Genomic DNA, 24776 nt, shown 5'->3' on the forward strand with positions numbered 1-24776 from the left:
TTCGGTCCGACTTTTGTCGTGTTGTTCTGGTTACTTGGCGTTGTCGAGCGTGCCGCTGAGCGGCATCAGGAAATCCATCGTATAGCGCGTGGCTTTCCAGCCAGCATCAGTGCGACGCACGTCGAAATAATAGCGCCCGTTGACGGTCACGGCGCGACCATCCTTGCCTTGCCCCATGCCGATCACATAGGCGCGCATCGATGCTGTATCGCCATCGAAGGCGGTCAGGGCAAAGTTCGTCAGATAGTGGGCGTGGTGTTCCATGTTGGCGAACACATTGGTAAAAAAGGCGCGGATGCCATCATGGCCAAGCTGCGGAGCAAGGCCGATGCCCGAAAGATCGAACACCGCATCTTCGGTGAACACGTCCAGCACGGCGTCGATGTCGCTGACCGTATCGACCGCATGGGCATAGGCGACCATCAAATCCTGAATGGCGATGCGATCTTCAATAGGGCACTGCATTTATCGTTTCCTCTCAAATACTTATAATTATTCTTGCAATCCCGAAAAATGTTTCCCCGGGGAAACACGATTTGGAACATTAAGTGAACATCATCAGGAAAACAAAGGCCGTATCGGGTCGGTAACACCGTCCCAGTCAGCCGCTGCTTCGGCAATGCGGGTAAAGGCATCGGTCTGTGCGTCGTCCTGTTCCACGATCTCGATCATGCAGCCGAGCGTGTTTGACGTATCGACGTAACAGAAGCGCATCGCGCCAAATTTGCCGTCGATGGCCACGGCAAAGCCCTGATCGACATAGCGCTGGCGGCAGGCGTCATAATCTGCGGTGTAGATGCAGAAGTGATGAAAGCCTGTCTGTCCTTTGGCGATGGTATCGCGATAGGCGCTGGGCCGGTCACAATGCTGCTGGATCAGTTCGATCTGCGTGCCCCCGGACTGTGCCAGCGCAACCGAAAAGTCGATGCCTTCGGACGGCGCGCCGCGATAGGTCGCTTCGGCCAGTTCGATGTGCGGAACCAGAAAGAACGGGCCGATGCCGGTGGCGGCGATCCACGCTTTCGCCGCGGCTTCCACGTCATCGACGATGAAGGCGGCCTGCATCAGATGCGGGCCGGTCTGGCCGGGGGTGATGGTGGTGTTCATGGCATCCTCTCATACTGCATACCGCCTCTGCGCCCCCGCGCAGGCGGGGGCCTCTGTCGGTTTACGCTACCGTTCCATAACACCACCGAGGCCCCCGCCTGCGCGGGGGCGCAAGGATGGCGTGGTTTGCGTTTACCCCACCGCCGCCGTCGGATGGCCCAGCACCATGTCGTTCAGCTTTTCATGAAAACGCTGCACGCGCTTTTCCTGCCCCGGCAGCAGGCAGCCCTTGAACCCGCGTGAATTCAGGCCCTGTTGCTGCGTGGTGCCGATCGACAGATCCTGATCGGCCACATAGCCGACCGAAACGCCATCGCCGTAAGTCGAATGGCGCTGGATCGCATCGTGCCGCAGCGGGGCGGAGCCGACCGGGGTCACCACTTCGGCCATCTTGGCGTTTGGCGGATAGAGGCACCAGTGCTGGAAGATGCACTTTTCCGGGTCGGTCGGGTGCGGTTCGGTGCGCAGGATCTGACACTGTTCGGGCGACATCGTGATCGTCAGGTTGGGGAACAGCGTGCAGTGGAAGTAGTCTACCAGCTGCTGGTCGGTCATCGACGAGTAGTCATAGCCTGCTTCGGCTCCGCGCTCGCGCTTGGCCTTGATCACGGCTTCGCGGATATCGGCGGTGCGGCCGCGATATTCCTTGGGATCGATCCCCCATGCCTCTGCCGCTTCATAAAGGCCCGGCGGCACATCGCCGCTGACGTAGTCCTTGCGGCTCGTCGCCTGATGGCCGATCATCCACATCGCGTTGTGGCCGTTCTCGTACATCTCGAACATGGTCGTCGGCAGGCCATCGTTGATGAAGGTGGCCAGTTCGGGGTGGATCGTGGGGAGGTGATAGCTTTCGTTGAAGTTGTCGCGGATGATCTTCCAGTTGAAATCGCAGTCCGCCGACACGTTGAACACGCGCACCCAGTTGTCCAGCTTGTAGCCGGCCAGCCGCTCGGTATAGGGCCACAGCCATTCGTGCAGGGGGGCAACGTCATCATCCATGCACCAGAACACGAACGGCCCCCACGTTTCGCAGCGCAGTTCGGACAGTTTCACTTTGCCGCACGGGTTGCCGCCAGCAAAATCGTCCGGGTCTTGCACGTGCACCAGCGTGCCATCGGGCGAATACTGCCACCCGTGATATCCGCAGGTGATGCGCGGCGATGAACCGACATCGCCCAGCACCAGCCGGTTTCCGCGATGGGGGCAGGTGTTGTAGAACGCCTTGACCGAGCCGTCTGCCTGACGGACCATGATCACCGATTCCTTGCCGAAGTTGTGGCGGATCAGATCGCCTTCTTCCTCAAGATCGGCCAGCACGCCGCCAAGGTGCCAGACCTTCGGCCACAGGTTCTTGTTCTCAAGCTCCATCCATTCGCGCGTGATATAGCGGTCTGCGGTGATCACGTCTCCGCGCACGGCAACGTCGAACTCCGGGGAGTAGCGAGAAATCGTTTCTTGAACGGTCATTTCGGCGTCCTCATCACTTTCTTATATCGGCCAGTCGCGGGTCTGGCTGAAATCTGTTCCGCGCCTGCCTGGCCGCACCAGCGGGTTGCCTGCAAGGAAACCGTCTGCGGCCGGGTCGGTACGCGCCCAGTCCACTATTTCGCGGCGGCGGCTGATGCGCCACTGCCCATTCTTGCAGGTATACTCGTCAACATAGCGCCCGGCGACGACAAGATCCTTTGCCTCGCCATCTTCGCGCAGGCGGTGCCAGGCATAGAAATAGACTTCGCCGCTGGCGTTTTCGCCATCCACGCTGATCTGCGCCTGCCCGATGATGTGCTGGCTGCCGTCCAGATCGGCCAGAAAACCCTGCGCAAAGGCCACGAATTCGTCCGCGCTGCCCTGCATCAGCCCGCAATCCACCCATGCGTCATCGTGAAAGGCACTGCGGTGCAGTTCGGGATCGAGCCGGTCCTGCCCGCGCATGTAGCGGCAAAGCGCATCGTGGATATCGCGCCGCGCGCACAGATCGCGCAGTTCGGCTTCCATGTCGAAGGCCATGATCAGGCTTCTCCGTTCAGGTATTTGTCGATCACCATCTGGAAGTGCCGGATGCGCGATTCCTGATAGTTGCCGAGGTTCTGGACGCCGGTTGCGCTGGCGCGAAAGCCCGCCTGCTGGGCGCGCAGATTGTCGGTATCCTGATCATAGACGTGGCCCATCGCCGGGTCGAAGCCGGGCGCGCTGGCATAGCTTTCATGTTCGGCCACGCGATAGGGTTCGGGTGGTTCGGGAATGCGGCCACTTTCAGGGTTGGGCCGCAGGAACAGGATTTCGAACAGCGTGCGGTTGGGATCGGTCCCGATGGGCCGGAAGCGATAGACCATCGGCAGCGAAAGGCCGGGGAACAGCACCATGTTGGGGAATACGTGGTATTCGATGGTGTCGATCATCTCGCTGTCGGAAACGGCGGAAAGATCGCACTGGTAGGCCTCGCCCATCACTTTGCGCAGATGGCGGGCCATCACGGTGCGTGCGGTTTCACCGGGGCCGACGACAAGACCCTCGCCACGCGAATCCTTGTCGCCAAGGATCATCGTGGCGAGGAGCTGCTCCTCGCTGAGGGGGTGTGCGAGGTGGGGGGAATTGACGCCGCTGGCCGCGTAGAACCGGGTTACGTGGTCTGAATGGCAATCGTACTGCACATTGGCATCGCCCACGCCCTTCAGAAGCTGGGGATGCGTTTCCAGAACGTGGTAGGATTCAAGGAAAGCCTCCTGCGCGGTCTTCCAGTTGCAGGGCAGTTCCTTGGCGACATGGACCGACACGTGACGGTTCGCAATGTCCCAGCCCTTGAAGTGTTCGGGCAGGGGCGCGAGGAAATCTTCGAGGCTTTGCCCTTCCTGCGCAGGGTTGATGAACACGAACCCGCCCCAGTGGCCGACGCGCGCTTCAGGCAGATTGGTTTTCTTCGCATTGATATGTTTGAAATCCCACGCACAGGGGACCGAGGCGAGCGAGCCGTCGTTGTTCCAGGTCCACCCGTGATAGGGGCAGCGCAGGTTGTCGCCTGATCCGACGCCTTCGCCGCGCTTCAGCTTGGTGGAGCGGTGGAGGCAGGAATTGGCAAAGGCGCGGACCGACATGTCATCCTGTCGGACAACCACGTAGGAAAGATGGGCAACCTCGTAGGTGTAGTAATCGCCGGGTTCAGGAATGTGATCTTCACGGCAGACCCACTGCCAGGTGCGCTTCCAGATCCTTTCGATCTCGGCTTCGAAGATCGACTGATCGAAATAGCGGTCCACGCTGACGGGCGCGGTGCCGAGGAACACCGGTTCTTCCATTGCCAGCACGGGCGGCGGGGGCAGGGCATCGCCCGCGACAATCTGCTGCACGCTGGGCGCATCCGGGCACCGCACGGTAGCGAGGTCTTCCGTTTCGGAATGTTCGGGCAGGCCGTGGGCAAGAATGGCGTCCAGCATCACACTCTCCGGTGTGCTGCATCCATAAAACCGGCAGCACTGCCTGTTTTATGGATGCATAGCCGATTCGCCTCAACCTAGCGGTTGCGCTAGGTCTGCCAGACCAGTTCCACCCGTCGCAGCGCGCCCACGATGCCCGGCACGGGCGAAAGATCGCTGTCCGGCCCCAGCTGAAAATCGGGAATGCGCTTCAGCCATTCCTCCAGCGTTATCGCCACTTCCTTGCGCGCCAGTTCCTGACCCGGACACATGTGCGGGCCGGAACCGAACGTGGAATGGCGCGCGCGCTTGCGGGCGGGATCAATCGCCAGCGGATCGGGGTTAACGCGCGGGTCCAGCCCGTGGACCTGCGTGGGGATGGCGATCATGTCGCCCGCTTTCAGGCTGAGCCCATGAAATTCGATGTCGTGGCGCACCTCGCGCGCGATGGAGACGAGGCCGAAGCGGCGGAAGAGTTCGTGGACCACAGGCGTGATATCGGCCCCACGCTGACGCAGATCTGCCCGCAGGGCGGGATTTTCCGCCAGTTCCCGCATGATGAAGCCCAGCACATTGACCACCGTATCGAGGCCCGCGATCAGCACTTGCGTGACAACGGAAAGGGCTTCGTCGCGCGACAGGCGGCGGCCTTCGCCAAGATCGGCGTGCAACATCGCGCTGATCATGTCGTCGCCGGGGTTTTCGCGCCGCGCGTCCACCAGCGGGCCGACGTATTCGAAGAACACGGCCTTGGCTTCGTCAAAGGTCATGTCCATGCCGGGGCGCGTCATGCATTCGGCCCAGTGGCGGATCTTTGGCGCTTCGGCAGCATCGATGCCAACCAGCGACATGAACACGCGGATCGGGAACTGTTCGGCATATTCGGCAGAAAAATTGCAATGGCCCCGGCCTGCAAAACCTTCGATCAGATCGACAGCGGTGGCGCGGATGTTTTCGGACAGGCCCCGGATCGCGGAAGGGTTGAGATGGGCGTTGAGCAACTGGCGATAGGGCCGATGCTCCGGCGGATCGATGGTGGTGGGAATAAGCCCGTGCATTTCGCCCACCGATTTGGGCAACACGATCACGCGCGAGGAGAAGCGATCGGCATCGGACTGGACCTGCTGCAGCGCTTCACCCCCCAGCGCGATCCAGTGGCCTTCGTTGCGCGGCGTCCAGACGACAGGGGGATGCTGCGCGCACAGGTCGCTCCAGGCCTTGTGGAAGCCATCGCTTTCAAGGCCGGGTGGCATGTAGATATCGATATCGACAATGCGGTCGGCAGGCACGTGGGACGGGGGCTGCATCGAATGATCCTCTCGTTGTTATGGAGAGGATCATGCGCGCGCAGGCGGGCGCGGACGCTTGGCGTTTTGGATAGGGTGGCCGTCAGGCCCTCGTCTTGCGCCCCAGATGGCCGTCAGGCCATCGTCTCTCCATTATCGATCACGATGTTGGTGCCGGTGATGTGGCGGCCATCTTCGCAGGCGAGGTAGAGGACCATGTTGGCGATATCGCTGGGCTGGCCCATGCCGTGGTTCTGGGCCTGTTCAAGCCCGGCGTTGCCTTCGGGGAGTTCGGCCAGAGCCTGTGCGGTCATCGGCGTAACGATGCCGCCCGGCGAGATCGAATTGCAGCGGATGCGATAGACCTGTTCGCGGCAGTGGACGGCGATGGAGCGGGTCATGCCGATGATCCCGGCCTTGGCGGCGGCATAGGCGGGGATGGCGCTGATGCCCTTGATTCCGCCGACTGAGGCCATGTTGATGATCGAACCGGAGCCATCGCGGCTCATGTGCGGCAGCGCGGCCTTGCATCCCAGGAACGTGCCGCCCGCCATGACATCGGTCTGCAGCTTGTAATCGTCCCATGACATCGCCTCGACCGTGCCGAAGCGGACAAGACCGGCGTTGTTGACCAGCGTATCGAGCCTGCCGAAGCGGCGCAGCGTTTCGGCCACGACTTCGGCCCAGCGGGTTTCATCGCGCACGTCGTGCTGCAGGAATATGCAGTTCGGAATCTCGGCGGCGACCCTTTGCCCAAGGTCTTCCTGCATGTCGGTGATGACCACGCTTGCGCCTTCGCGTGCCAGCACGCGCGCGTCCTCCGCACCAAGGCCCGAAGCGCCGCCGGTGATCAGGGCGACCTTGCCATCCATCTTGCCCATCATGTTTCTCCTTATGCGGCCCAATGGGCGTAAACGGGATCCGCAGCGCCAAAGCAGCCGCGATTGGTGAGGGCTTCGTACAAACCGTCACGCTCCATCGTGGAGGGGTGCGAATGGTTCCAGTCGGCCACGAAGGTGCGGGACTGGATCAGCCACTTGCCATCGCGCTTCACGTAGCGGTCGATATAGCGCCCGCCCGTGAGAACTTCGGTGCCGGACTGGACCATTTGCGCAATCACATAATGTTCGCCCACGGCTTCGTCGCCGCGCACGTCGATCCATTCGTTGGCGACCGAGTGGAAGCACATTTCAAGGTTCTGCGATACGAAGGCGGTGATCTGCTGGGCGAAGTCCTTGCCCGATCCGTTGACCACGCCGGAAATGACGGTGGAATCTTCGGTAAAGATCGAAGCGAGCAGCGCTTCGTCGGCGCGATCGACGCCGCGGGCATAAGCCATGAGCAGATCGTGGATTTCGGCACGGGCGAGGGCGGCGTCGAGAGCGGCTTCGCGGTTTTCGGATGGCGTCATCGAAGTGTTCCTTGCGCTGGCGGCATGAAGGGCGAGCAGGGCGCGGCCCGGATCGGCAGCACCTTTGCCGCCGGAAGGCACGAAATGTTCGAAGCCCGTGGGCGGATCGTTGCGAGAGGCGCTGTTCGGGCGGTTGACGTTGCCATCGAGCACGTAAGTGCGATGGGTCAGGCGCCATTCGTCGTTCTTGTATTCGAGCTGGTCGAGATAGCGGCCCATGACCCATCGTTGCAGGTCTGCCTCTTCGACATAGGCGATGACATAGGATTCGGCCGTTGCGCGCTGGCCATCGACCTTGATCCAGCAGTTGGACGTGCGATGGAGGGTGGGCAGGGCGGTTTTCTGCGCACTTGCCAGAATATCGACCAGCGTTGCGGCAGGGCCAGCGTAGAAGCCGTAATCGACAGTGGCGTCATCGTGGTAGGCGCTGCCGAGCAGGTTGGCGTCGGCGCGGTCCACTCCCCGGCTGTGGTTTGCAAGGGCGTTCAGTATGCCGTGGCGGGCGATGAGATCGTCTGGTCCGATCAAGGCCGTCTCCGATAAAAAAGTGCCCCGGCTGCTGGTGAAGGCAGCCGGGGCCAGGGAGGATCGCGTCAGATCAGAAGTTGTAACCCACGGTCACGCCGAACTGGCGGGGCGGGGCATAGCCGACGAGGCCCATGTAGCCGGGGCTGTCGTAAACGGTGGAGATATAGCGCTTGTCGAACAGGTTCTTGCCCCACAGGCCGATGGAATAACGCTTGTCCGGGCCGTAATAGGTGAGCAGCGCATCCACATAGTAGGTGGGCTGGATCGATGAGCGCGGAGTATTGACGACGGCGGTGTAGAACTTCTGCCCGGTGTACATCCAGCTGGCGTCCGCCACGATGCTGGAACCGTTGGTGAAGTTCGCGGTGTAGTTGATCCCCAGTGTGGAGGCCCACTTCGGCGCATTCTGCAGGGCATAGCCTTCGAGACTGATCGTGGTAGCTGCTACCGGATCGAAATAGAGGAAGTCCTTGTACTTCGTATCGAGGTAGGCAAGCGAACCGCGCAGTGTCAGCCCATCGGTAGGCACAGCCTGCAGTTCCAGTTCAAAGCCCTTGATTTCGGATTCTGCGGCGTTGAGGATGCGGTTGCCCTGCACGTTGGTAGCCGGATCGAAATAGATCTGCGCAACCTGCATATCGCGGTAGCTGGTATAGAACGCGGCAAGGTTTGCGCGCAACCGGCGGTCAAGGAAGTCCGCCTTCAGGCCCACTTCAAAGGTATCGACCTTTTCCGGGTTGTAGGGCGCGTTACCATCGGCCGCCACGCCGATACGCCCGGTAAAGCCGCCCGATTTGAAGCCGCGTGCCCAGTTGGCGTAGACAAGCTGGTTCTGGCCCAGTTCGTAATCGAGGCCGATCTTCCAGCCCACATTGCTCCAGCTTTTCTTGCCGCCCACATCAAGGCTGCCGGGGAACAGAACGTCGAACTTGTCCCAGTTGGCAGACGTCAAGGCTTCGCTGCCGAGGCCGGTATCGAGCGTGGCGCGGGCATCGATGCTGTCGTGCGTGTAGCGGATGCCGGCAGACAGTTTCAGCGCGTCGGTAAGCTGGGTGTAGGTCTGCAGGAAGGCCGAGAACGATTCCGTAGCCTGATCCTGCACGTTGTACTGGATGAGGCCGGGGAGCGCGAAATCCAGATGGTACATCTGGTAATGGTTGTAATCGGTCTTCATGTAGAACAGACCGGCCACCGCATTGAAGCTTTCACCCACATCGAAAGCGCTGCGCAGTTCCTGACTGAACTGCCAGCCGCGGGTGCGGCGGCGGGTGGCGTTGTTGGTCTTCGCGGTGCCGTCCTGATCGGTATATTCGAACAGCGTGAAGTGCTTGTAGCCGGTGATGGCGGTGATATCGCCCAGTGGGGTGTTGTCGTACTGGATCGTGCCGATGAAGAACTTCGTCGTCATGTCGGACTGGTCGGGCACTTCGTTGTTGCCCGAAAAATACTTGTCCGGGGCAACGCAGGGCTGGCCTGCGGTGGCGCAGGGGCTGCGGTACATCGGCAGAACCGCGCCGTTCCAGAAGGTGCCTTCGGGCACATAGTTCGCTTCGCCCGGCAGGCCGCCGTTCACAACGATCGGCGCGCCGTTGCGCGCTTCGACATATTCGCCCTGCAGCGTGATCTTCAGATCGGCGTTGGGCGTGATGTAGAGCTGGCCGCGCACGGCGTCCACGTTCTTGCGGCCCATGTCCTCGCCGTTCCAGACATTGGTCGTCCAGCCATCGCGCTGGGTATGGATACCTGCCACCTTGACGCTGACGACATCCTTGACCAGCGGCGCTTCGATGGCGGCGTTGACGTCGAACCGGTTCCAGTTGCCATAGGTGCCGCGCACATAGCCGCCGAATTCGCCGGTGGGCTGGTTCGTCACCACGTTGACCACGCCGCCAGTGGTGTTCGCGCCGAACAGCGTGCCCTGCGGGCCGCGCAGGATTTCCACGCGATTGGAATCATAGGTATCGAGCAGCGCGCCCATCGAGAAGAACTGCGGCACGCCATCGACCACGATCGACACGGTATTGCCGGCATAGGGATCAGGCTCGATCACGCCGATGCCGCGAATGGTGAAGACGGCATTGTTGGGCGTGTTGGCGAAATTGTCGATCTGCACGTTGGGCACCGCGCCTTGCAGTGCCTGCAGCGTGGTGACGTTCATCGCGGCCAGCGTATCACCACCGACAGCCGCGATGGAAATCGGCACCGACTGGATGCTTTCCGCCTTCTTCTGCGCGGTGACGACGATTTCCGACAGGCCGCCGCTGGTGGGTGCATCTTCGGCCTGCGCTTCCTGCGCCAGTGCAGAGGCGGGCATGGTGGCCAGGGCAAGCAGCGAAAGGCTGCCAAGCAGGCGCGATGGGGCTGTTCTGATCATTTTCTATCCCTCCCGAATATGCCGGTTTTGGTTTCAGTGGCCCAATAATCCAGCGCATCCACCATAAAACAGGTGGTTCTGCCGGTTTTATGGCCGCAACCCTTGCGGTGTGGGAACTGGCGGTTTTGTCAGGAGGCCTTGAACCGTGCGGAAAGGCATGACAGGACAATGACGATGGCTGGAACCACCATGCAGAAGCGGATGCTTGCCGCGATGCGCCCCAATGGCATGGGCGAAGTGCCTGAACGCTGGCAGCAGCGCAAATCGGCGCAGACGCGGCTGAAAATGCTTGAGGCTGCGGTCGATTGCCTTGTCGAAAGCGGATATCAGGGACTGACGACAGCGCAAGTGGCCGAACGTGCCAGCGTTTCACGCGGGGCAATGCACCATCATTTTGCCACGCGCATGGATCTGGTTGCCGCCGTGGTCGAGCACGTGTTCTATCAGCGGATGCGCCTGTTTCTGGAAGATTATCTGGCCAGCATGGCGCAGGCGCGCGATGTGTTGCTGATCGATCTGGCCACGCAGGCGCACTGGCGCAGCGTGCAGACGCGCGAATATGCCGCCTATCTGGAACTGGCCGTGGCGGCGCGCACCGATGCTGAGCTGGACGCCGCGTTCGAACCCGCCGCCCGCCGTTTTGACGAGGTGTGGACGGCCGAGATGATCGAATCCTTCCCACAATGGCAGGACCAGTGGCAGGCGATGAAGCTGGGCAGCGATTTCGCCATTGCCGTCCATTCCGGCCTGCTGCTGCACCGCCCTGTATTTGGGCCAGAGCGGATCGAACAGGTGCTGCGCCTGTCGCTCGACGCAATCCGCGCGCTTTACAAGCCGGTGGCGTGAAACCGGTCACGCAGCCGGATTTCTCGCATAAAGACCAGTTCCGCCAAGGCGGCTGTCTGGCAGGATCATGGCAATTCGCGACCGGACGATCGGTTGCGCAACGGGAGAAGATGATATGGCAACCGTGGCAATTACCGGCGCGGGGCGCGGAATCGGTCTTGAACTGGCGCGGCAGCATCTGGAAGCTGGCGACCGCGTGATCGCGCTGGTGCGCAACCCCGCCAGTGCGACGAAGCTGGGTGAAATGGCCGCTGCATCCGCAGGAAAGCTGACAGTTCATGCGATGGACGTGGGCGATCAGGCTTCGGTCAGCGCGGGCGCTGCGGAAACGTCGGGTGAGGCGATCGACCTGCTCTATAACGTTGCCGGGGTGGGTGGACCCACCGCGTCCGAACTGGAAAGTTCGGATTGGGCCGAATGGAACGACGTGTTCAACATCATGGTGCAGGGGCCGCTGCGCGTGCTGCAGGCATTCCTGCCGCGCATGGGGGCAGGCGCGAAAGTCATCAACTTCTCCAGCCAGCTTGCGGCATCGACATGGCCCTATGGCGGCTATTATGCCTATGCGGCGGCAAAGGCCGCGCTGAACCGGCTGATGCGTTCGGTCGCAACCGACCTGAAGGAGCGCGGCGTGATCGTCGGGCTGGTCCATCCGGGCTGGGTGCAGACCGAAATGGGCGGTGATGGCGCAGACATTACCCCGCAGGAAAGCGCCGAAGGCATCCGCAAGGTTGCGGCCGACTGGACGCTCGACCGGTCGGGTGATTTCCTTAAGTGGAATGGCGAAACCCACGCCTGGTAAGGAGCGCGAACCGATGCCGTTTACCGGACCAATCGAGGATCGCATGGCGATCCGCGAACTCATGGATACGCACGCCCACGGCGTGATGACCAAGGATGCAGAACTGTGGGGTTCGATCTGGGCAGACGACGCCTATTGGGAGCTGCCTGACTATCCCGATCTTGGCGGCTTCACCGGCAAGGCAACCATCGTTGATGGCTGGATCGAATCGATGAAGGTCTATGGCCTGGATAATTGCACCAAGCCGATGATCTATTTCATGCAGCCCGGTTCGATCGAAGTGGTGGGCGATAGTGCAAAATCAGTGGCTTATACTATCGAAATTTTCGACGATCCCGCCACCGGAAAGCGCATCCACACCACGGGGCGCTATGACGACGAGCTGAAGCGGATCGATGGTGCGTGGAAGTTCACCCGCCGGGCCTATCGGACGGTCTATGCGGATTGAAACTATGCTGCACTGCAACGCGCCGGCATTTTGACATTTTCTGCCACTTATGTATGATAAAGCATCATCTGTATAAGTTGGTGGATATGACATGAACATGCAGCGCGGCAAATTGGTAAGCGGCGGGCGGTTGCAGGTGCCCGCCGATATTCGCCGAGCGTTGGGTTTGGCTGATGGCGATTCGGTTACGCTGCACGTTGTGGACGGGGAATTGCACGTCCGGCCTGTCCACAATGCGTTGCGCCGTGTGCAGGCCCGTCTGCGCCCGCATCTTGGCTCCGGCACCAGCCTGTCCGAAGAACTGATCGCAGATCGCAGGCACGCATCCGGCGATGAGTGAAGTGGGTTATGTGCTTGATGCCTCGGCCCTCCTTGCGGCAATGCTGGGAGAGCGCGGGGCCGATGTCATCGCAACGCATTTTTCCGACGCCTGCATCAGCGCGGTAAATTTGTCGGAAGTCGTCGCCAAACTTTCAGAGCGCGGCGTTCCCGACGATGCCATTCGCGAAAGCCTTGCCGATCTGGGCCTCGATGTTCGGGATTTTGACACCGCACAGGCTCTGCGGGCAGGGGCGTTGCGCAATGCGACCAAAGCAAAAGGGTTGTCACTTGGTGACCGGGCCTGCCTTTCCCTCGCAGGTGAACTCGGCGCTACGGCGCTGACGACCGATGCGGCATGGCAGGACACCGATGCGGCATGGCAGGACATCGATCACGGGATTGCTGTTTTGCTGGCGCGTTGATTGGCGTTTGTCAGCGCGAGGCTACAACAAAACCGAAGCGTGTTCCTCGATCCGGTATGTCCGCATCCGCGTGCGGTCGAACAACCGTTCTTCATCTGCAACGATCTCGTTCATCACGGCAGGATCGGCCATCGCGGTAAAACAGGCGTCGCAGGTCTGCTGATCGGGAAAGTCGATTTCCAGCACCACGTCGTAATCATGGTCGACAGTTGCTCCATCGAGCGGATGGAGGTGGCGGCGGACATAGCGGGTGGCCCAGCCTGACAGCACCTTTTCCCCGATAAGCCGGTGGCGCGTTTCGTAATAGGCGATGAAATCGGCCTTGCTCATGCCTGCGCGGCGCTTGAGCAGGGTCAGGACGGTGACGGTCATGCCCAAGACCTCATGTATAGTCCGCCAACCAGCGGCGCGTTGCCTCGGCCACGGCGCTGGCGCGTAGGGTGGGATGGGGGAAGGCATCGCGCAATGCGGCAGAGCGCAGTTCGATGGCCAGCGGCAGGCCCGGCGGCAGTGCGTGATAGAGCTGGCCCAGCGGAAGCGCGCCTTCGCCGCATTGCTGGCGCAGGTCGATGGCATCGTGGATCACGGCATTGAAATCGGCAGGATCAGGGCGCTGCGCCGGAGCATCGCAGAACTGCGCATAGGGCAGGAGGGCAGGATCGACCTGTGCGATTTCAGCAATGGACGAGCCGGAGCGATCGACATGGATCGGATCGATCAGCAGGGCTTTCAACGGGTGGTCTACCATATCGAGCACGGAAAGCGCGCCGCGCAGGTCTTTCACCTCGGTAAAAATGCCGAATTCCAGCGCCACGCGGATGCCGCTGCCTTCGGCATGGCGGCACAGGTCTGTCAGCCGCGCAGCGGTGCGGGCGTGATTGGGGTCTGACGATACGCACAGCACGTTGGCCGCGCCCAGTTCTGCGCCAACGTCCAGCACTTTGCGGTGATCGTCCATCGCGGAATCGGGCTTGAGCCAGACGACTTCGACGTCAAGCAGCGGCAGGCCGGTTGCCGCAAGGGCCGCACGGGCATCCCGGGTGTGTGCCGCCGTCCATTCTGCGGGATCGACCCACAGGCCCACCATATCGAAGCCACCCGCACGGGCGGCCTCAATGGTGTCAACCGGGCCAAATTCAGGCACCACGCCGGATGCAAGCGAGATCGGGTTCATGTGCCCGCCCCTTACATCTTCGGTTGGGGGAGGTCCGCGTCATCCTGCAGATACCAGTCCAGCCATTCGTGGAAATACTGGTTGCCGCGTTCGTTGCGCCCGAACACCAGTTCGTCATGCGCGCCGGTTTCAAGGCCTTTCTGGATTTCCAGGCCGATCAGGTAATCTTCCGTGTACGTCACATCGCGGAAGAAGTTCATCGCGGCTTCCACGTTCGCGCGGTCTTCCTCGTCGCGAATGGGTTCGCGGCGCAGATAGTTCAGGACGGTGCGGTTCTCACCCGGCGTCGGCCCGGGGAAAAGCTGGGCCACCTGCGTGATTTCGGGGGCGATGAAGGCCGATACGTTGGGGAACATGATCCGCACGAAATCGAAGCCGTTGTTCTCCTGGGTGCCCCAGTCTTCGCGCGGCACATCTTTCAGCGCATCTGCGATCTTGTGGTGCGGGAAGCCGATGCGCTGGTGCGGGCCGAAACCTTCGTAGTGCATACAGTTGGATGGCGTGCGCGGGAAGATCGTCTGCGGGTGAAGCGAGGCGAAGTGATAACCTTCGAGATAGCCGTCATAGGCGATCTTCCAGTTGGCGCCTTCGATCACGCGGCTGCCCATGTAGGACCAGTTGGCAAAGTCCAGCGCTTCGAAATCTTCCAGAAAGCCCTGGAAATAGGCGTCGACATCGATCGGCGCATTGGGCGTGAGCACGACGAAGATCATGCCCGCCTGTTCCTGACAGGGGAGTTCGCGCAGGCCGAGTTCGGACTTGTGAACTTCGCCGAACTTGCTGGCTTCGGAAATGCCGATCAGCTTGCCGTCCTGCCCGAATGTCCAGCCATGATACTTGCAGGTGAAGCGCGGGCAATTGCCGTGGCCTTCATTGGCCACCGGCGCGCCACGGTGCGAACAGACGTTCAGGAACGCGCGGACCTGGCCGGTCTTGTCGCGGTTGATCAGCACGGGCATCCCTACGGCATCCATCGCCTTGTAATCGCCGGGATTGGGCAGTTCCGCGGTGAAGGCCAGCATCAGCGGAACCCGCTTGAACACCAGCTCCATCTCGGCCTTCCACTGGTCAGGGTCGGTATAGCTGCGCACAGGCACGCGTTTGGTGCTTGTCGTGAGGAAGGTCTGCTTGTTTTCAACATAATCGCGCATGATTTCCGCGACTTGTCCGATACGCTCGATGCGATCCATGCTGGTATTGCCTCTCCGTGGCGCTTTGGCCGAATGTTGCTGTGACAATGCCGTGCGGGCAAGCGGTGCGAAAGCTGTGACAGGGGCTAGGTTTGGGAAATGCCAAGGCCCCAACTCGCCTTTTCACCAATTGCTGCAAGGGGGCGGCGCTTGGAACAAGAGGTCTTATGACCAAAAATAACGATAAGCCCTGGGACTGGCTGCCGATTCCCGCCCCGCATCAGCGCCGCTTTGCTGCCAGCGGCGTTTGGGCGATGAAAACGCTGGCCGATCTGGCGCGTGAACGGGCCGATGCGACGCCCGATTTCGTCTGCTTCATCGATGGTGAGGGGCAATATACCTTTGCGCAAGTCTGGGCCGAAGCCGAAGCGCTCTCGGCCTCGCTCCATGCGCGCGGATTGCGCGCCGGAGACGTGATCGCCTTTCAGGTGCCGAACTGGCGCGAGGCGGCGGTGATCAATCTGGCGGCGGCGCTTTCGGGCTTTGTCGTAAACCCGATCGTGCCGATCTATCGCGATGCCGAAATGCTGATGATGCTGGGCGATTGCCGTGCGGCGGCGATCTTCGTGCCCGATGTCTGGCGCAAGGTCGATTACGGCGCGATGGCCCGGCGTTGTGCCGATGCGCTGCCCGATTTGCGCCACGTCTTTACCGTGCGCGGCGCAGGAGAGGACGATTTTGCTGCATTGGTCGTGGCGGGGCGCGATGCAGCATTTGTTGCGCCAGATGTCGATCCGATGGGCGTAAAGATGGTGCTCTATACCTCCGGCACCACCGGACGGCCCAAGGGCGTGCTGCACAGCCATTGCACGCTGTCGCATATCGTCGCCACCAGTGGGCGGCACTGGGGCATGGTTGAGGGCGAGGCAACGCTGATGCCATCGCCGGTCACGCACGTTTCGGGCTATGCCAACGGGCTGGAAGCGCCGTTCATCTGCGGCATCCGGTCCGTGCTGATGGAGGCGTGGAACGCGGACGAAGCGCTGGCGCTGATCGAGCGACACCAGCTTGTCGGCACGGTGGCGGCCACGCCGTTTCTGGTGGAACTGGCAGCAGCGGCGCGCGCGGCGGGCACAGGTCTGCCCAGCTTCCGCTTCTTTGCCTGCGGCGGTGCGGCCGTACCGGCAGACCTGATCCCGGCGGCCAATGCGGCGTTCGAGAATGCCCGCGCCTTCCGCGTTTTCGGTGCGTCGGAAGTGCCGCTGGTAACCTTTGGCTGGCCACAGGACGAACGCCTTGCCGCAACGACCGACGGCGAGGTTGTGGATTATGACGTGCGAATCGTCGATCACGAAGACCGCGTGCTGGTAGCGGGCGAGGAAGGCGAAATCCTTGCGCGCGGGCCGGGCATGATGATGGGCTACGCCGATGCAGCACAGACCGCAGAGGCGATAACGCCCGACGGCTATTTCCGCACCGGCGACCTTGGCGTGCTGAGTGCCGGTGGCGCGGTGACGATCACCGGGCGTAAGAAAGACCTGATCATTCGCGGCGGCGAAAACATCTCTGCCAAGGAGATCGAGGACGTTCTGCACACGCACCCGGCAGTGAAGGAAGCCGCCGTGGTCGCCATGCCGCACGAACGCCTCGGCGAAGGCGTGTGCGCTTATGTAATCCTGCGCGAAGCTGCCGATGCCGCAACCCTTGCCGCACACGTCGCCGCATCGGGCATGGCCAGGCAGAAGATCCCCGAACGCTTCGAACTGGTCGAAGACTTCCCCCGCACCGCCAGCGGAAAAGTGCGCAAGGATCAGTTGCGCGCGATGATCAAGGAGAAGGTGGGGGGCTGAAGCCTCAACCCTCCGCCATCGCCTTGGCCACACTTGCGTTGATTTCCTCGCGCGTGGGATTGCGGCGCAAGGTCAGGCCGCCGTTTACCTGCAGGTTTTCGCCGGTCATGAAGCATTCGTCGCTGGCGAGGAACACGGCGGCGGCGGCGATGTCTTCCGATGTGCCCCAGCGGCCCAGCGGATATCCCGCGCGGAAGGCTTCGAACAGGCCGGGGACGGCACCGGCCTCGGCGGTCATCGGCGTGTCGGTCAGGCCCGGGGAGATCGAATTGGCGCGGATGCCTTCGTGGCCGAATTCGTGCGCGATGCAGCGGATGATGTGATCGGTGCCGGCCTTGGTGCCCATGTAGATCGCGTGATCGTTGAGCATGATCTGCGCGGTGGCGGAACTGATCGTCAGGATCGAGCCGCCACGCCCGCCCAGCGATTTTGCCATCTTGCGCACCATTGCCTGAAAGAACTGGTGCGGGCCAACGAGTTGCAGCGCGCTCATCGCGTCCAGCTCCTCGCGCGTTACATCGAGGAAGGGCTTCAGCAGACCCCATCCGGTGGCGTTCAGCGCAATGTCGATGCCGCCCATCTTCTCTACGGCGGTATCGGCCAGTGCATTGACGCTGGCTTCGTCGGTGAGATCACAGGTGGCCCAGTGGCAGGCGTTGTCTGTCGCAAACCTTTCCAGCACGTCGGCCTTGCGGCCAGCAACAAGGACTGTCGCGCCTTCATCGATAAACCGCCGCGCGATGATCTGGCCCATGTTGCCTTCGCTGCTGGCACCCAGAATGATTGCGGTCTTGCCTTCCAAGCGTCCCATGTCCTGCTCCGTCATATGTGTTTGGACGCAGGCCTATCATCATGGGGGCCATCGCATTTCCTGTTCAAAAGGGGAGTGGCTTGGGCTGACGCGCGCCTTCAAGGATGCTGCAACGGAATCTGCACGGGATAGAGGAGCGCGAATATGGATCTCGGACTCAAGGGCAAGAAGGTGATCCTTACGGGCGGCAGCCGCGGTATCGGCCGTGCGACGGTGGAAATTCTCGCCGCAGAAGGCGCGGATGTGGCGTTCTGCTCGCGCAATGCGGAACAAGTGGCGGAAACGGTGGCCAGCCTTGAAAAGCACGGGAACAAGGTGTTCGGTTCGGTTTTCGATATGGACGCCGGGCCGGATGCCTATCGCGCGTGGTTGACGCAGGCGGCAGAAAGCCTTGGCGGTTGCGATATCTTCATTCCGATGATCTCCACCAGCGGATCGGGCCAGACCGGCGATTGGCAGAAGGGCCTTGATCACGACATCATGGGGTCCGTGATCGGCGTCGAAGTGCTGGAGCCGTTCCTTGAAAAATCGGATGACGGTTCGGTGGTGATCCTTTCGTCCACGGCGGGGCTTGAAACGTTCATCGTGCCGCAGGGCTACAATGCGCTGAAGGGCGCGCTGATCGTCTATGCAGGCCAGCTGTCGCAGGCACTTGGTCCCAAGGGCATCCGCGTTAACGCGGTTTCGCCCGGCCCGATCAAGTTCCCCGGCGGCAACTGGGAAGTGATCGAAGGCGCCGTGCCCGAACTGTACAAGTCGGTGGAAGCCGGTTTCGCACTGGGTCGCTTCGGCGGGCCGGACGATGTGGCAAAGGCGGTGGTCTTCCTCGCCAGCCCGGCTTCGTCCTACACCACCGGCACCAATCTGGTGATCGACGGCGGCTTTACCAAGCGCGTCCAGTTTTAAGGCCGCGCGGATGAGCATCGGGGCAAAGGGCATCCAGCATATCGGGGTGTCCGTCCCCGATCTCGACAAGGCGCGGGAATTCTACCTCGGCCTGCTTGGCGGGGTTGAGGTAGGGCCGCCGCTGGAATGGCGCGACAATCCGTTCATTGACGAGGTTGTGGGCCTGAAGGGCAGCGCTGCGCGACAATTCATGTGCCGCCTTGGCAATGCCTGCATCGAAGTGTTCGAATACCTCGAACCCCGGTCTGAACCGCAAGACCCGGACCGGGGCGTCAACCGCTATGGCTACACCCATTTCGCCGTGCAGGTTGAAGATGTGCAGGCCTGTTACGAGCGCCTGATCGCTGCTGGCATCAGGGTTCACACTCCGCCGTCATTGGCAGGCATCACCACCGATGCCGATGGCCGCAAGCATGGCTATGCCGCCACCTATTGCCGCGATTTCTTCGGCAATGTCTTCGAGATCATGGAAATTTACGACGACGAGCAGATCCTGCCAGTCTGGCGTGCGGGCGAGGGTGTGATCGCACCGGTGTGAGGATGCGATATCACCATTAATTTCGTCATTCCCGCGCAGGCGGGAATCCAGTTTCGACGGTTGCACGCTGGATTCCCGCCTGCGCGGGAATGACGAGAGATAAAACCGGCATAATCGCCGGTTTTATCTCCAAAACGCCAGTTCCTAGCCAAAAGCAGAGGTCTTCGGCTGCCGAATCTTGACCTCGATCAAACGCAGCACAGCCCGTTCATGACACTTTCCTTTCCGTAACAAACACGGAAGAGGACAATCATGGCAGACCGCGATCCCGGCGCTTTTCACAGCGCCCGCTGCCCCGGCACAAGCTGGGAAGATATCCTGCGTGCCGACGATGTGCCGCCGCCCGCTTTCATGGCAGAGGATCGCTCGCAATATCTCGGCTCCGATCCTATCGACGCCGCGCGCTATTACAGCCCGGATTTCTTCCGTGCCGAATGCGACAAGATGTGGCCCAACGTCTGGCAGTTCGCTGCGCGTGAGGAAGATCTGCCCGAACCCGGCGATTACGTGACCTATGACAACGCGGGCCGATCCTACCTGATCGTGCGGCAGGACGATGGCAGCGTGAAGGCGTTCCACAATGTCTGCCTGCATCGCGGGCGCAAGCTGAAGACAGACAGCGGCAGTGCCGACCAGTTCATGTGCCCCTTCCACGGCTTTTCATGGAACCCGGATGGTTCCTTGCGCAATATTCCCTGCCGCTGGGACTTTGCCCATCTGACAGACCGGAAGATGCAGTTGCCCGAAGCGACGCTGGCGCAATGGGGCGGCTATATTTTTGTGCGCGACAATCCCGAAGGCCCGACGATCGAGGAATACCTCGCTCCGCTGCCCGAATTCTTCAAACGCTGGAAACACGAAGATTGCGTCACCGTGGCATGGGTGGCCAAGGTCATTCCCGCCAACTGGAAGATCGCGATGGAGGCTTTCATGGAAAGCTACCACGCCTATGTCACGCACCCGCAGCTCATGCCGTTCACCGGTGATGCCAATGCCGCCTATCATGTGCTGGGCCGCCACGTGAACGTGAACTACACCCCCTTTGGCGTTATCAGCCCGCATATCGAGGCGCAGGCCGAAGCCGAACACTGGCCGCAGCAGCGCATTATCGACGAATTCCGCAAGTACAACGGCCGCAGTGCCGATAACTATGATGCCGAGAAGGACAATTACGCCATCACCGTGCCCGAAGGCCGCACCGCGCGCGCCGCGTTGGGCGATATGATGCGCGAAGTTTCGGAAAAGCAGTTCGGTGGGGACTATTCCGGTGTCTCGGAAAGCGAATTGCTGGATGCGCTGGTTTACAACGTGTTCCCGAACTTTGCACCGTGGGGCGGGTTTATGCCCAATATTGTCTATCGCTGGCGGCCTTGGCCCGATCAGGACAAGTGCCTGATGGAAGTGCGCGTGATCGCGCGCGTGCCGCAGGGCCAGTCCCGCCTGGCAGGCGTGCCGATGCACATGCTGTCGGACGATCAGATCTGGGCTGATGCGCCTGAACTGGGCGTTCTCGGCGCGGTGCTGGATCAGGACAGCGAGAACATGTCGCTGTGCCACGAAGGGCTGAAAGTTTCCAAAAATCAGGCGGTTGAACTGGCCGATTATCAGGAAGTCCGCATCCGCCACATCCACCAGACGCTTGACAGCTATCTGAACGCTTGAGGCCGCAGCCATGACCGAACTTTATGACAAATACGCCAATGCCGCCGAGCGGATGCTGCATTTCGTCGAGACGAAAACCACCGATCAGGCCAGCGAGACGATGCGCGTGCCTGTGGCCGATTATCTGAGCGAGGAGCGCTTTGAACGCGAGATCGCCCGCATCTTCAAGCGCCTGCCGCTGATGCTGGCACTGACCATCGAACTGCCGCAGGTCAACGACTACAAGGCGCTGGACGTGATGGGCCTTCCCGTGCTGATCACGCGCGGGAAGGACGGAAAGGCGCGCGCCCTCCTCAATGTGTGCAAGCACCGCGCGATGCACTTGGCCCCCGAAGGCAAGGGCAATTGCCGGGCCTTCGCCTGCCAGTACCACGGGTGGACTTATGCGAACGACGGCAAGCTGATCGGCATTGCCGAAGCCAGCACCTTTGGCGATGTGGACCGGTCCATGCTCAACATGACCGAGCTGCCGTGCGACGAGGCGGCGGGGCTGATCTTCGTGATCCTCACGCCCAAGGACGAGGGTGGCCTGCCGATCAACGCCATCGAATGGATGGGCGGCATGTATGAGGATTTCGCCGCACTGAAGCTCGAAACGTGGTACTATCACAAGAGCAAGGCGATGAAGGGCGCGAACTGGAAAGTCGCCTATGACGGCTATCTCGAAGGCTATCACTTCCAGGCTGCGCATACCAACACCGTTGCCACCCGCAGCCCATCGAACCGCGCCAATTACGAAGGGTTCGGCCCGCACATCCGGCTTGGCTTTCCGCAGAACGCGATCACGCGCCTGCACGATCTTCCGCGTGAGCAGTGGGGGCGGCAGGAGAACAACGGCTACGACTTCATCCGAATGCTCTTCCCCAACATGAGCTTCTTCCTCGCGCCCGAAATGGGGCAGCTGGCGCAGCTCTTTCCCGGCCCGAAGGCCAACCAGAACACGACGGTGATGAACTATATCTTCCCCACCAAACCCGATACCGATGAAGGTTTGGCGGCGCTGGACCAGATGTGCGACTTCTTCTTCGATGTGGTGGAAGAGGAGGATTATTTCCTCGGCCTGAAGGTGCAGAACGGGCTGGAATCGGGCGCGATGACGCACCAGACCTTCGGTCGCAACGAGCCGGGCAACCAGTTCTTCCACAAATGGGTAGCGTACTACCTCGATGAAAGCGGCGCGACGCCTTGTCCGGTGATGAAGGAATGATCTGACACCAGCGCCGCTACGCAGGCTGGCGGCGCTGTTCGCGCGATCAGGCGATTTCCTGAAACGCCCAGAAGCGCGAGCGGGCGTGATCGATGAAGTTCCTCTCGTCCTCAAGCGCCTCAACCGCAACGTCGGAACGGGAAAGTTGGCTCACCAGCGCGGCAATGTCGGGGAAATGCACCTCGACAATCCCGTCATAGGTGGCGGCCATCGGATTGGCGACCGGTTCGCCGCCTGTCGCGTTGTGGATTTGATGGTAAGTGTATGGAGGGATCAGCCGACGACCGATATCGGCGTGATGGTTCAGCCAGTAATCCTGAAACGCTGCTCGCGTCAGCGCGGGCAGTCGGCGCAGTCCGAAAAACAATCGTATCGTATTGCGGCCCGGCAGGATTGCGTGCCGTACGCCGGTAAAGAGGCGGCTGCGCACCGGATCGGCCAGGGCCAGGAGTGCGGTGGCGTCCTGCGCCTCCGTCAGCGTCGCCACCGCATCGGGCACTTCTGCATCGCGCGTGGCGACGTGGGCCAGAGCGGGCAGTGCATCGTCGGGCAAGGCCACTGCCAGTTGCGCGCCATCGGGAAGGGCGGCCTTCAGCCCCATCTGGAAGGTGGCGGCGTCGGTTCCGATGGGTCGGAATAGCAGCAGCAGGGTTTCCACGCTCAATGTCGCACCATTGCTCCGCCATCCACCCACACGCCGTGGCCGGACATGAAGCGCGCGTCATCGCTGCACAGAAAGGCGATGACGTCCGCAATATCCTCAGGCTGGCCAAGACGGCGAAGCGGGGCCTTGTTTTCCCAGAACGTGCGGAATTCGGGCATCTGGGTGAAGGCGGGCGCGGTCATCGGTGTGGCGATGGCGCCGGGCTGCACGCAGTTCACCGTCACGCCAAACGGTCCCAGTTCTGCCGCCACCGATTTGGTCAGGCCCAGCACCGCGTGCTTCGATGCTGAATAGGCGCACAGCCCTTCGTCCCCGTGGCTTGAAGTGGTGGAACCGATGGTCACGATGCGCCCGTTTCCGGCGGTTTTAAGGTGTGGCACCGCATCGCGGATCAGGCGGAACACCGACACGACGTTCACATCCAGCACGCGCTGGAAATAGGCATCGTCATGCCCTTCGAGCGGATGAAACGCACTTATGCCAGCGCAGGGCACCAGCGTGTCCAGCCCGCCCATCGCGGCCACGGCCTGTTCGATCAGGCGCGCATTGGCATCGGGCGTGGTCAGGTCTGCCACGGAATCGACATCGCCCTGAATGTCGGCGGTAAAGACCAGCGCTCCATCGGCACGCAGCCGTGCCGCCGTGGCCGCACCGATACCCGATCCCGCGCCGGTGACGATGGCCTTGCGGCCGTGCAGACGATCAGAGGCCATCGGCGATCTTCAGCACGAGCTTGCCGGTATTCGCACCGGTGAACAGGCGCATGAAAGCGTCGTAGGCATTCTCAAGGCCGTGCTGCACGTCCTCATCGATGCGCAGACGCCCCTGCGCCATCCATTCGGCCATCACCGCGCCCCCTTCGGCAAAGCGCGGGGCATAGTCCATGATCAGATAGCCATAGAGCGTGGCCTGTTGCGCCAGTACCTGCCACAGATTGCGCACGCCGATCTTTTCGGGGGAATTGTATTCGCTGATCAATCCGCACAGGACGATGCGCGCGTGCTTCGCCAGGTTCAGAAGCTCGGCGTCCATCACATCGCCGCCCACGTTTTCGAACACCACGTCTGCACCGTTCGGCGCGGCGGCGCGGATTTCGGCGGCAAGCTGCTCCACCGATTTGCCCTTGTAATCGATGGCCACATCGAAGCCGTAATCTTCGATCAAACGGCGGCATTTGGCCTGACCACCGGCAATGCCGATGACGCGGCATCCCATGATCTTGCCGATCTGCCCCACGGCTGATCCCACTGCGCCTGCCGCGCCAGATACCAGCAGCGTTTCTCCCGCCTTGGGTTTGGCCACTTCGGTCAGCCCGAAATAGGCTGTCAGCCCCACAGCGCCCATTGCAGAAAGGAACCGCGATGGCGAATCTACCAAGCTGGTATCAACCTTCATGGTGAAACCGCCCGCTTCGTTGACCGAATAATCCTCCAGCCCATTCAGGCCCAGAACCCAGTCTCCCACGGCAAAATCCGGGGATTTCGAAGCGGCGACGATGCCGATCGTGCTGGCGCGCACCGGATCGCCCAGCGTGATCGGCGGCATGTAGCTTGGTGCGTCGTCCATCCATCCGCGCTGCGCCGGGTCGAGCGAGGCATAGCAGTTGCGCACCACGAAGTCGCCTTCGGGCGCATCGGGAACTGCTTGTTCCACAAGCGAAAAGTCCTGCGGAACAGGGGTACCATGCGGACGGCGCGCCAGCAGGAATCGGCGATTGACGGACATTTTTATCTCTCCCTCGGGACACCCAAAGGATGAAGCATGGCTGATCACAGGCACCTGTAACAAGTGGCAGTTGGTTCAAACGGCGGTGGGGTGGATGAAAGAGGGGAGCAACGGCCCGACGAGGCCGAGCGACCTTATTTTGAGGGAGGATACC

General features: G+C 61.5%; 26 protein-coding genes. 10 read left to right on the forward strand and 16 right to left on the reverse strand.

Annotation, left to right across the window (positions count from 1 at the left end; translation table 11 throughout):
- Nucleotides 1–30: 30 nt before the first annotated feature.
- From ACOVQ0_RS07495 to ACOVQ0_RS07535, 9 genes are all read right to left on the reverse strand, one after another.
- On the reverse strand, nt 31–465 hold the full coding sequence (locus ACOVQ0_RS07495) for a nuclear transport factor 2 family protein (RefSeq protein ID WP_421882308.1): 435 nt from the start codon (nt 463–465) through the stop codon (nt 31–33).
- A gap of 93 nt (nt 466–558) precedes the next feature.
- Nucleotides 559–1107 (reverse strand): VOC family protein, encoded by a 549-nt coding sequence (locus ACOVQ0_RS07500; protein ID WP_421882311.1) that lies wholly within the window; start codon nt 1105–1107, stop codon nt 559–561.
- Between the two features lie 132 nt (nt 1108–1239).
- Nucleotides 1240–2574, reverse strand: a complete 1335-nt coding sequence (locus ACOVQ0_RS07505; protein WP_421882313.1) for an aromatic ring-hydroxylating oxygenase subunit alpha — start codon at nt 2572–2574, stop codon at nt 1240–1242.
- A 21-nt stretch (nt 2575–2595) separates the two neighbouring features.
- Nucleotides 2596–3114, reverse strand: coding sequence for a nuclear transport factor 2 family protein (locus ACOVQ0_RS07510; RefSeq protein ID WP_421882316.1), 519 nt, complete (start codon nt 3112–3114; stop codon nt 2596–2598).
- Between the two features lie 2 nt (nt 3115–3116).
- Nucleotides 3117–4538: an aromatic ring-hydroxylating oxygenase subunit alpha gene (locus ACOVQ0_RS07515; RefSeq protein WP_421882320.1), complete on the reverse strand. Its 1422-nt coding sequence runs from the start codon at nt 4536–4538 to the stop codon at nt 3117–3119.
- An 89-nt stretch (nt 4539–4627) separates the two neighbouring features.
- Entirely contained in the window at nt 4628–5824 is a 1197-nt protein-coding gene (locus tag ACOVQ0_RS07520; protein ID WP_421882324.1) for a cytochrome P450, read from the reverse strand.
- A gap of 113 nt (nt 5825–5937) precedes the next feature.
- Nucleotides 5938–6687 (reverse strand): SDR family oxidoreductase, encoded by a 750-nt coding sequence (locus ACOVQ0_RS07525; RefSeq protein ID WP_421882327.1) that lies wholly within the window; start codon nt 6685–6687, stop codon nt 5938–5940.
- Nucleotides 6688–6695: 8 nt separating this feature from the next.
- On the reverse strand, nt 6696–7742 hold the full coding sequence (locus tag ACOVQ0_RS07530; RefSeq protein WP_421882331.1) for a nuclear transport factor 2 family protein: 1047 nt from the start codon (nt 7740–7742) through the stop codon (nt 6696–6698).
- Nucleotides 7743–7812: 70 nt separating this feature from the next.
- Nucleotides 7813–10116 (reverse strand): TonB-dependent receptor, encoded by a 2304-nt coding sequence (locus ACOVQ0_RS07535; protein ID WP_421882334.1) that lies wholly within the window; start codon nt 10114–10116, stop codon nt 7813–7815.
- A gap of 174 nt (nt 10117–10290) precedes the next feature.
- Here ACOVQ0_RS07535 and ACOVQ0_RS07540 point away from each other — a divergent pair, with 174 nt between their 5' ends.
- The 5 genes from ACOVQ0_RS07540 (at nt 10291) to ACOVQ0_RS07560 (ending at nt 12955) form a co-directional block, all read left to right on the forward strand.
- Entirely contained in the window at nt 10291–10962 is a 672-nt protein-coding gene (locus ACOVQ0_RS07540; RefSeq protein WP_421882338.1) for a TetR/AcrR family transcriptional regulator, read from the forward strand.
- Between the two features lie 115 nt (nt 10963–11077).
- Complete coding sequence (locus ACOVQ0_RS07545) at nt 11078–11764, forward strand: SDR family NAD(P)-dependent oxidoreductase (protein ID WP_421882341.1); 687 nt, start codon at nt 11078–11080, stop codon at nt 11762–11764.
- Nucleotides 11742–12212: a nuclear transport factor 2 family protein gene (locus ACOVQ0_RS07550; RefSeq protein WP_421882344.1), complete on the forward strand. Its 471-nt coding sequence runs from the start codon at nt 11742–11744 to the stop codon at nt 12210–12212. Before ACOVQ0_RS07545 ends, ACOVQ0_RS07550 begins: the two co-directional genes overlap by 23 nt.
- 91 nt (nt 12213–12303) lie before the next feature.
- Nucleotides 12304–12552 (forward strand): AbrB/MazE/SpoVT family DNA-binding domain-containing protein, encoded by a 249-nt coding sequence (locus ACOVQ0_RS07555; protein WP_421882347.1) that lies wholly within the window; start codon nt 12304–12306, stop codon nt 12550–12552.
- Nucleotides 12545–12955 carry a type II toxin-antitoxin system VapC family toxin gene (locus ACOVQ0_RS07560; protein ID WP_421882350.1) on the forward strand — a complete coding sequence of 137 codons (411 nt, stop codon included), beginning with the start codon at nt 12545–12547 and terminating at the stop codon, nt 12953–12955. The genes ACOVQ0_RS07555 and ACOVQ0_RS07560 overlap by 8 nt, the downstream gene beginning before the upstream one ends.
- A gap of 21 nt (nt 12956–12976) precedes the next feature.
- On the opposite strand, the gene ACOVQ0_RS07565 is transcribed toward ACOVQ0_RS07560, so the two are convergent.
- The 3 genes from ACOVQ0_RS07565 to ACOVQ0_RS07575 are packed head-to-tail and all read right to left on the reverse strand — an operon-like array spanning nt 12977 to nt 15319.
- Nucleotides 12977–13327, reverse strand: coding sequence for an EthD domain-containing protein (locus ACOVQ0_RS07565; RefSeq protein WP_421882353.1), 351 nt, complete (start codon nt 13325–13327; stop codon nt 12977–12979).
- A 10-nt stretch (nt 13328–13337) separates the two neighbouring features.
- Nucleotides 13338–14129: a sugar phosphate isomerase/epimerase family protein gene (locus ACOVQ0_RS07570; protein WP_421882356.1), complete on the reverse strand. Its 792-nt coding sequence runs from the start codon at nt 14127–14129 to the stop codon at nt 13338–13340.
- A gap of 11 nt (nt 14130–14140) precedes the next feature.
- Complete coding sequence (locus tag ACOVQ0_RS07575) at nt 14141–15319, reverse strand: aromatic ring-hydroxylating oxygenase subunit alpha (protein WP_421882358.1); 1179 nt, start codon at nt 15317–15319, stop codon at nt 14141–14143.
- A gap of 167 nt (nt 15320–15486) precedes the next feature.
- Here ACOVQ0_RS07575 and ACOVQ0_RS07580 point away from each other — a divergent pair, with 167 nt between their 5' ends.
- Nucleotides 15487–17109 carry an AMP-binding protein gene (locus tag ACOVQ0_RS07580; protein WP_421882361.1) on the forward strand — a complete coding sequence of 541 codons (1623 nt, stop codon included), beginning with the start codon at nt 15487–15489 and terminating at the stop codon, nt 17107–17109.
- A 4-nt stretch (nt 17110–17113) separates the two neighbouring features.
- Here ACOVQ0_RS07580 and ACOVQ0_RS07585 read toward each other — a convergent pair whose 3' ends face one another.
- A complete protein-coding gene (locus tag ACOVQ0_RS07585) occupies nt 17114–17920 on the reverse strand; it encodes an SDR family NAD(P)-dependent oxidoreductase (RefSeq protein ID WP_421882364.1) in 807 nt (268 codons plus the stop codon).
- A 144-nt stretch (nt 17921–18064) separates the two neighbouring features.
- Here ACOVQ0_RS07585 and ACOVQ0_RS07590 point away from each other — a divergent pair, with 144 nt between their 5' ends.
- The 4 genes from ACOVQ0_RS07590 (at nt 18065) to ACOVQ0_RS07605 (ending at nt 22233) form a co-directional block, all read left to right on the forward strand.
- Complete coding sequence (locus ACOVQ0_RS07590) at nt 18065–18826, forward strand: SDR family NAD(P)-dependent oxidoreductase (RefSeq protein WP_421882367.1); 762 nt, start codon at nt 18065–18067, stop codon at nt 18824–18826.
- A 10-nt stretch (nt 18827–18836) separates the two neighbouring features.
- Nucleotides 18837–19364, forward strand: a complete 528-nt coding sequence (locus ACOVQ0_RS07595; RefSeq protein WP_421882370.1) for a VOC family protein — start codon at nt 18837–18839, stop codon at nt 19362–19364.
- A 252-nt stretch (nt 19365–19616) separates the two neighbouring features.
- The gene (locus ACOVQ0_RS07600; protein ID WP_421882373.1) at nt 19617–21026 is read left to right on the forward strand and encodes an aromatic ring-hydroxylating oxygenase subunit alpha; all 1410 of its coding nucleotides are present in this window, start codon (nt 19617–19619) and stop codon (nt 21024–21026) included.
- Nucleotides 21027–21036: 10 nt separating this feature from the next.
- Nucleotides 21037–22233, forward strand: coding sequence for an aromatic ring-hydroxylating oxygenase subunit alpha (locus ACOVQ0_RS07605; RefSeq protein WP_421882376.1), 1197 nt, complete (start codon nt 21037–21039; stop codon nt 22231–22233).
- A 46-nt stretch (nt 22234–22279) separates the two neighbouring features.
- Here the strand turns inward: ACOVQ0_RS07605 and ACOVQ0_RS07610 are convergent, their stop codons facing one another.
- From ACOVQ0_RS07610 to ACOVQ0_RS07620, 3 genes are read right to left on the reverse strand one after another with little or no spacing between them, the layout of a single operon-like run.
- Nucleotides 22280–22891, reverse strand: coding sequence for an EthD domain-containing protein (locus ACOVQ0_RS07610; protein WP_421882444.1), 612 nt, complete (start codon nt 22889–22891; stop codon nt 22280–22282).
- A gap of 2 nt (nt 22892–22893) precedes the next feature.
- A complete protein-coding gene (locus tag ACOVQ0_RS07615) occupies nt 22894–23610 on the reverse strand; it encodes an SDR family NAD(P)-dependent oxidoreductase (RefSeq protein WP_421882380.1) in 717 nt (238 codons plus the stop codon).
- Nucleotides 23600–24622: an NADP-dependent oxidoreductase gene (locus ACOVQ0_RS07620; protein WP_421882383.1), complete on the reverse strand. Its 1023-nt coding sequence runs from the start codon at nt 24620–24622 to the stop codon at nt 23600–23602. Before ACOVQ0_RS07620 ends, ACOVQ0_RS07615 begins: the two co-directional genes overlap by 11 nt.
- Between the last annotated feature and the right edge of the window lie 154 nt (nt 24623–24776).

It is taken from the genome of Novosphingobium sp. (assembly GCF_049240505.1).
GTDB lineage: Bacteria > Pseudomonadota > Alphaproteobacteria > Sphingomonadales > Sphingomonadaceae > Novosphingobium.

What these genes read in the sequence shown, in the direction of transcription:
- ACOVQ0_RS07495 (WP_421882308.1), bottom strand. Translation starts at nt 465, where the DNA reads ATGCAGTGCCCTATTGAAGATCGCATCGCCATTCAGGATTTGATGGTC.
- ACOVQ0_RS07500 (WP_421882311.1), bottom strand. Translation starts at nt 1,107, where the DNA reads ATGAACACCACCATCACCCCCGGCCAGACCGGCCCGCATCTGATGCAG.
- ACOVQ0_RS07505 (WP_421882313.1), bottom strand. Translation starts at nt 2,574, where the DNA reads ATGACCGTTCAAGAAACGATTTCTCGCTACTCCCCGGAGTTCGACGTT.
- ACOVQ0_RS07510 (WP_421882316.1), bottom strand. Translation starts at nt 3,114, where the DNA reads ATGGCCTTCGACATGGAAGCCGAACTGCGCGATCTGTGCGCGCGGCGC.
- ACOVQ0_RS07515 (WP_421882320.1), bottom strand. Translation starts at nt 4,538, where the DNA reads ATGCTGGACGCCATTCTTGCCCACGGCCTGCCCGAACATTCCGAAACG.
- ACOVQ0_RS07520 (WP_421882324.1), bottom strand. Translation starts at nt 5,824, where the DNA reads ATGCAGCCCCCGTCCCACGTGCCTGCCGACCGCATTGTCGATATCGAT.
- ACOVQ0_RS07525 (WP_421882327.1), bottom strand. Translation starts at nt 6,687, where the DNA reads ATGATGGGCAAGATGGATGGCAAGGTCGCCCTGATCACCGGCGGCGCT.
- ACOVQ0_RS07535 (WP_421882334.1), bottom strand. Translation starts at nt 10,116, where the DNA reads ATGATCAGAACAGCCCCATCGCGCCTGCTTGGCAGCCTTTCGCTGCTT.
- ACOVQ0_RS07540 (WP_421882338.1), top strand. Translation starts at nt 10,291, where the DNA reads ATGGCTGGAACCACCATGCAGAAGCGGATGCTTGCCGCGATGCGCCCC.
- ACOVQ0_RS07545 (WP_421882341.1), top strand. Translation starts at nt 11,078, where the DNA reads ATGGCAACCGTGGCAATTACCGGCGCGGGGCGCGGAATCGGTCTTGAA.
- ACOVQ0_RS07550 (WP_421882344.1), top strand. Translation starts at nt 11,742, where the DNA reads ATGGCGAAACCCACGCCTGGTAAGGAGCGCGAACCGATGCCGTTTACC.
- ACOVQ0_RS07555 (WP_421882347.1), top strand. Translation starts at nt 12,304, where the DNA reads ATGAACATGCAGCGCGGCAAATTGGTAAGCGGCGGGCGGTTGCAGGTG.
- ACOVQ0_RS07560 (WP_421882350.1), top strand. Translation starts at nt 12,545, where the DNA reads ATGAGTGAAGTGGGTTATGTGCTTGATGCCTCGGCCCTCCTTGCGGCA.
- ACOVQ0_RS07565 (WP_421882353.1), bottom strand. Translation starts at nt 13,327, where the DNA reads ATGACCGTCACCGTCCTGACCCTGCTCAAGCGCCGCGCAGGCATGAGC.
- ACOVQ0_RS07570 (WP_421882356.1), bottom strand. Translation starts at nt 14,129, where the DNA reads ATGAACCCGATCTCGCTTGCATCCGGCGTGGTGCCTGAATTTGGCCCG.
- ACOVQ0_RS07575 (WP_421882358.1), bottom strand. Translation starts at nt 15,319, where the DNA reads ATGGATCGCATCGAGCGTATCGGACAAGTCGCGGAAATCATGCGCGAT.
- ACOVQ0_RS07580 (WP_421882361.1), top strand. Translation starts at nt 15,487, where the DNA reads ATGACCAAAAATAACGATAAGCCCTGGGACTGGCTGCCGATTCCCGCC.
- ACOVQ0_RS07585 (WP_421882364.1), bottom strand. Translation starts at nt 17,920, where the DNA reads ATGGGACGCTTGGAAGGCAAGACCGCAATCATTCTGGGTGCCAGCAGC.
- ACOVQ0_RS07590 (WP_421882367.1), top strand. Translation starts at nt 18,065, where the DNA reads ATGGATCTCGGACTCAAGGGCAAGAAGGTGATCCTTACGGGCGGCAGC.
- ACOVQ0_RS07595 (WP_421882370.1), top strand. Translation starts at nt 18,837, where the DNA reads ATGAGCATCGGGGCAAAGGGCATCCAGCATATCGGGGTGTCCGTCCCC.
- ACOVQ0_RS07600 (WP_421882373.1), top strand. Translation starts at nt 19,617, where the DNA reads ATGGCAGACCGCGATCCCGGCGCTTTTCACAGCGCCCGCTGCCCCGGC.
- ACOVQ0_RS07605 (WP_421882376.1), top strand. Translation starts at nt 21,037, where the DNA reads ATGACCGAACTTTATGACAAATACGCCAATGCCGCCGAGCGGATGCTG.
- ACOVQ0_RS07615 (WP_421882380.1), bottom strand. Translation starts at nt 23,610, where the DNA reads ATGGCCTCTGATCGTCTGCACGGCCGCAAGGCCATCGTCACCGGCGCG.
- ACOVQ0_RS07620 (WP_421882383.1), bottom strand. Translation starts at nt 24,622, where the DNA reads ATGTCCGTCAATCGCCGATTCCTGCTGGCGCGCCGTCCGCATGGTACC.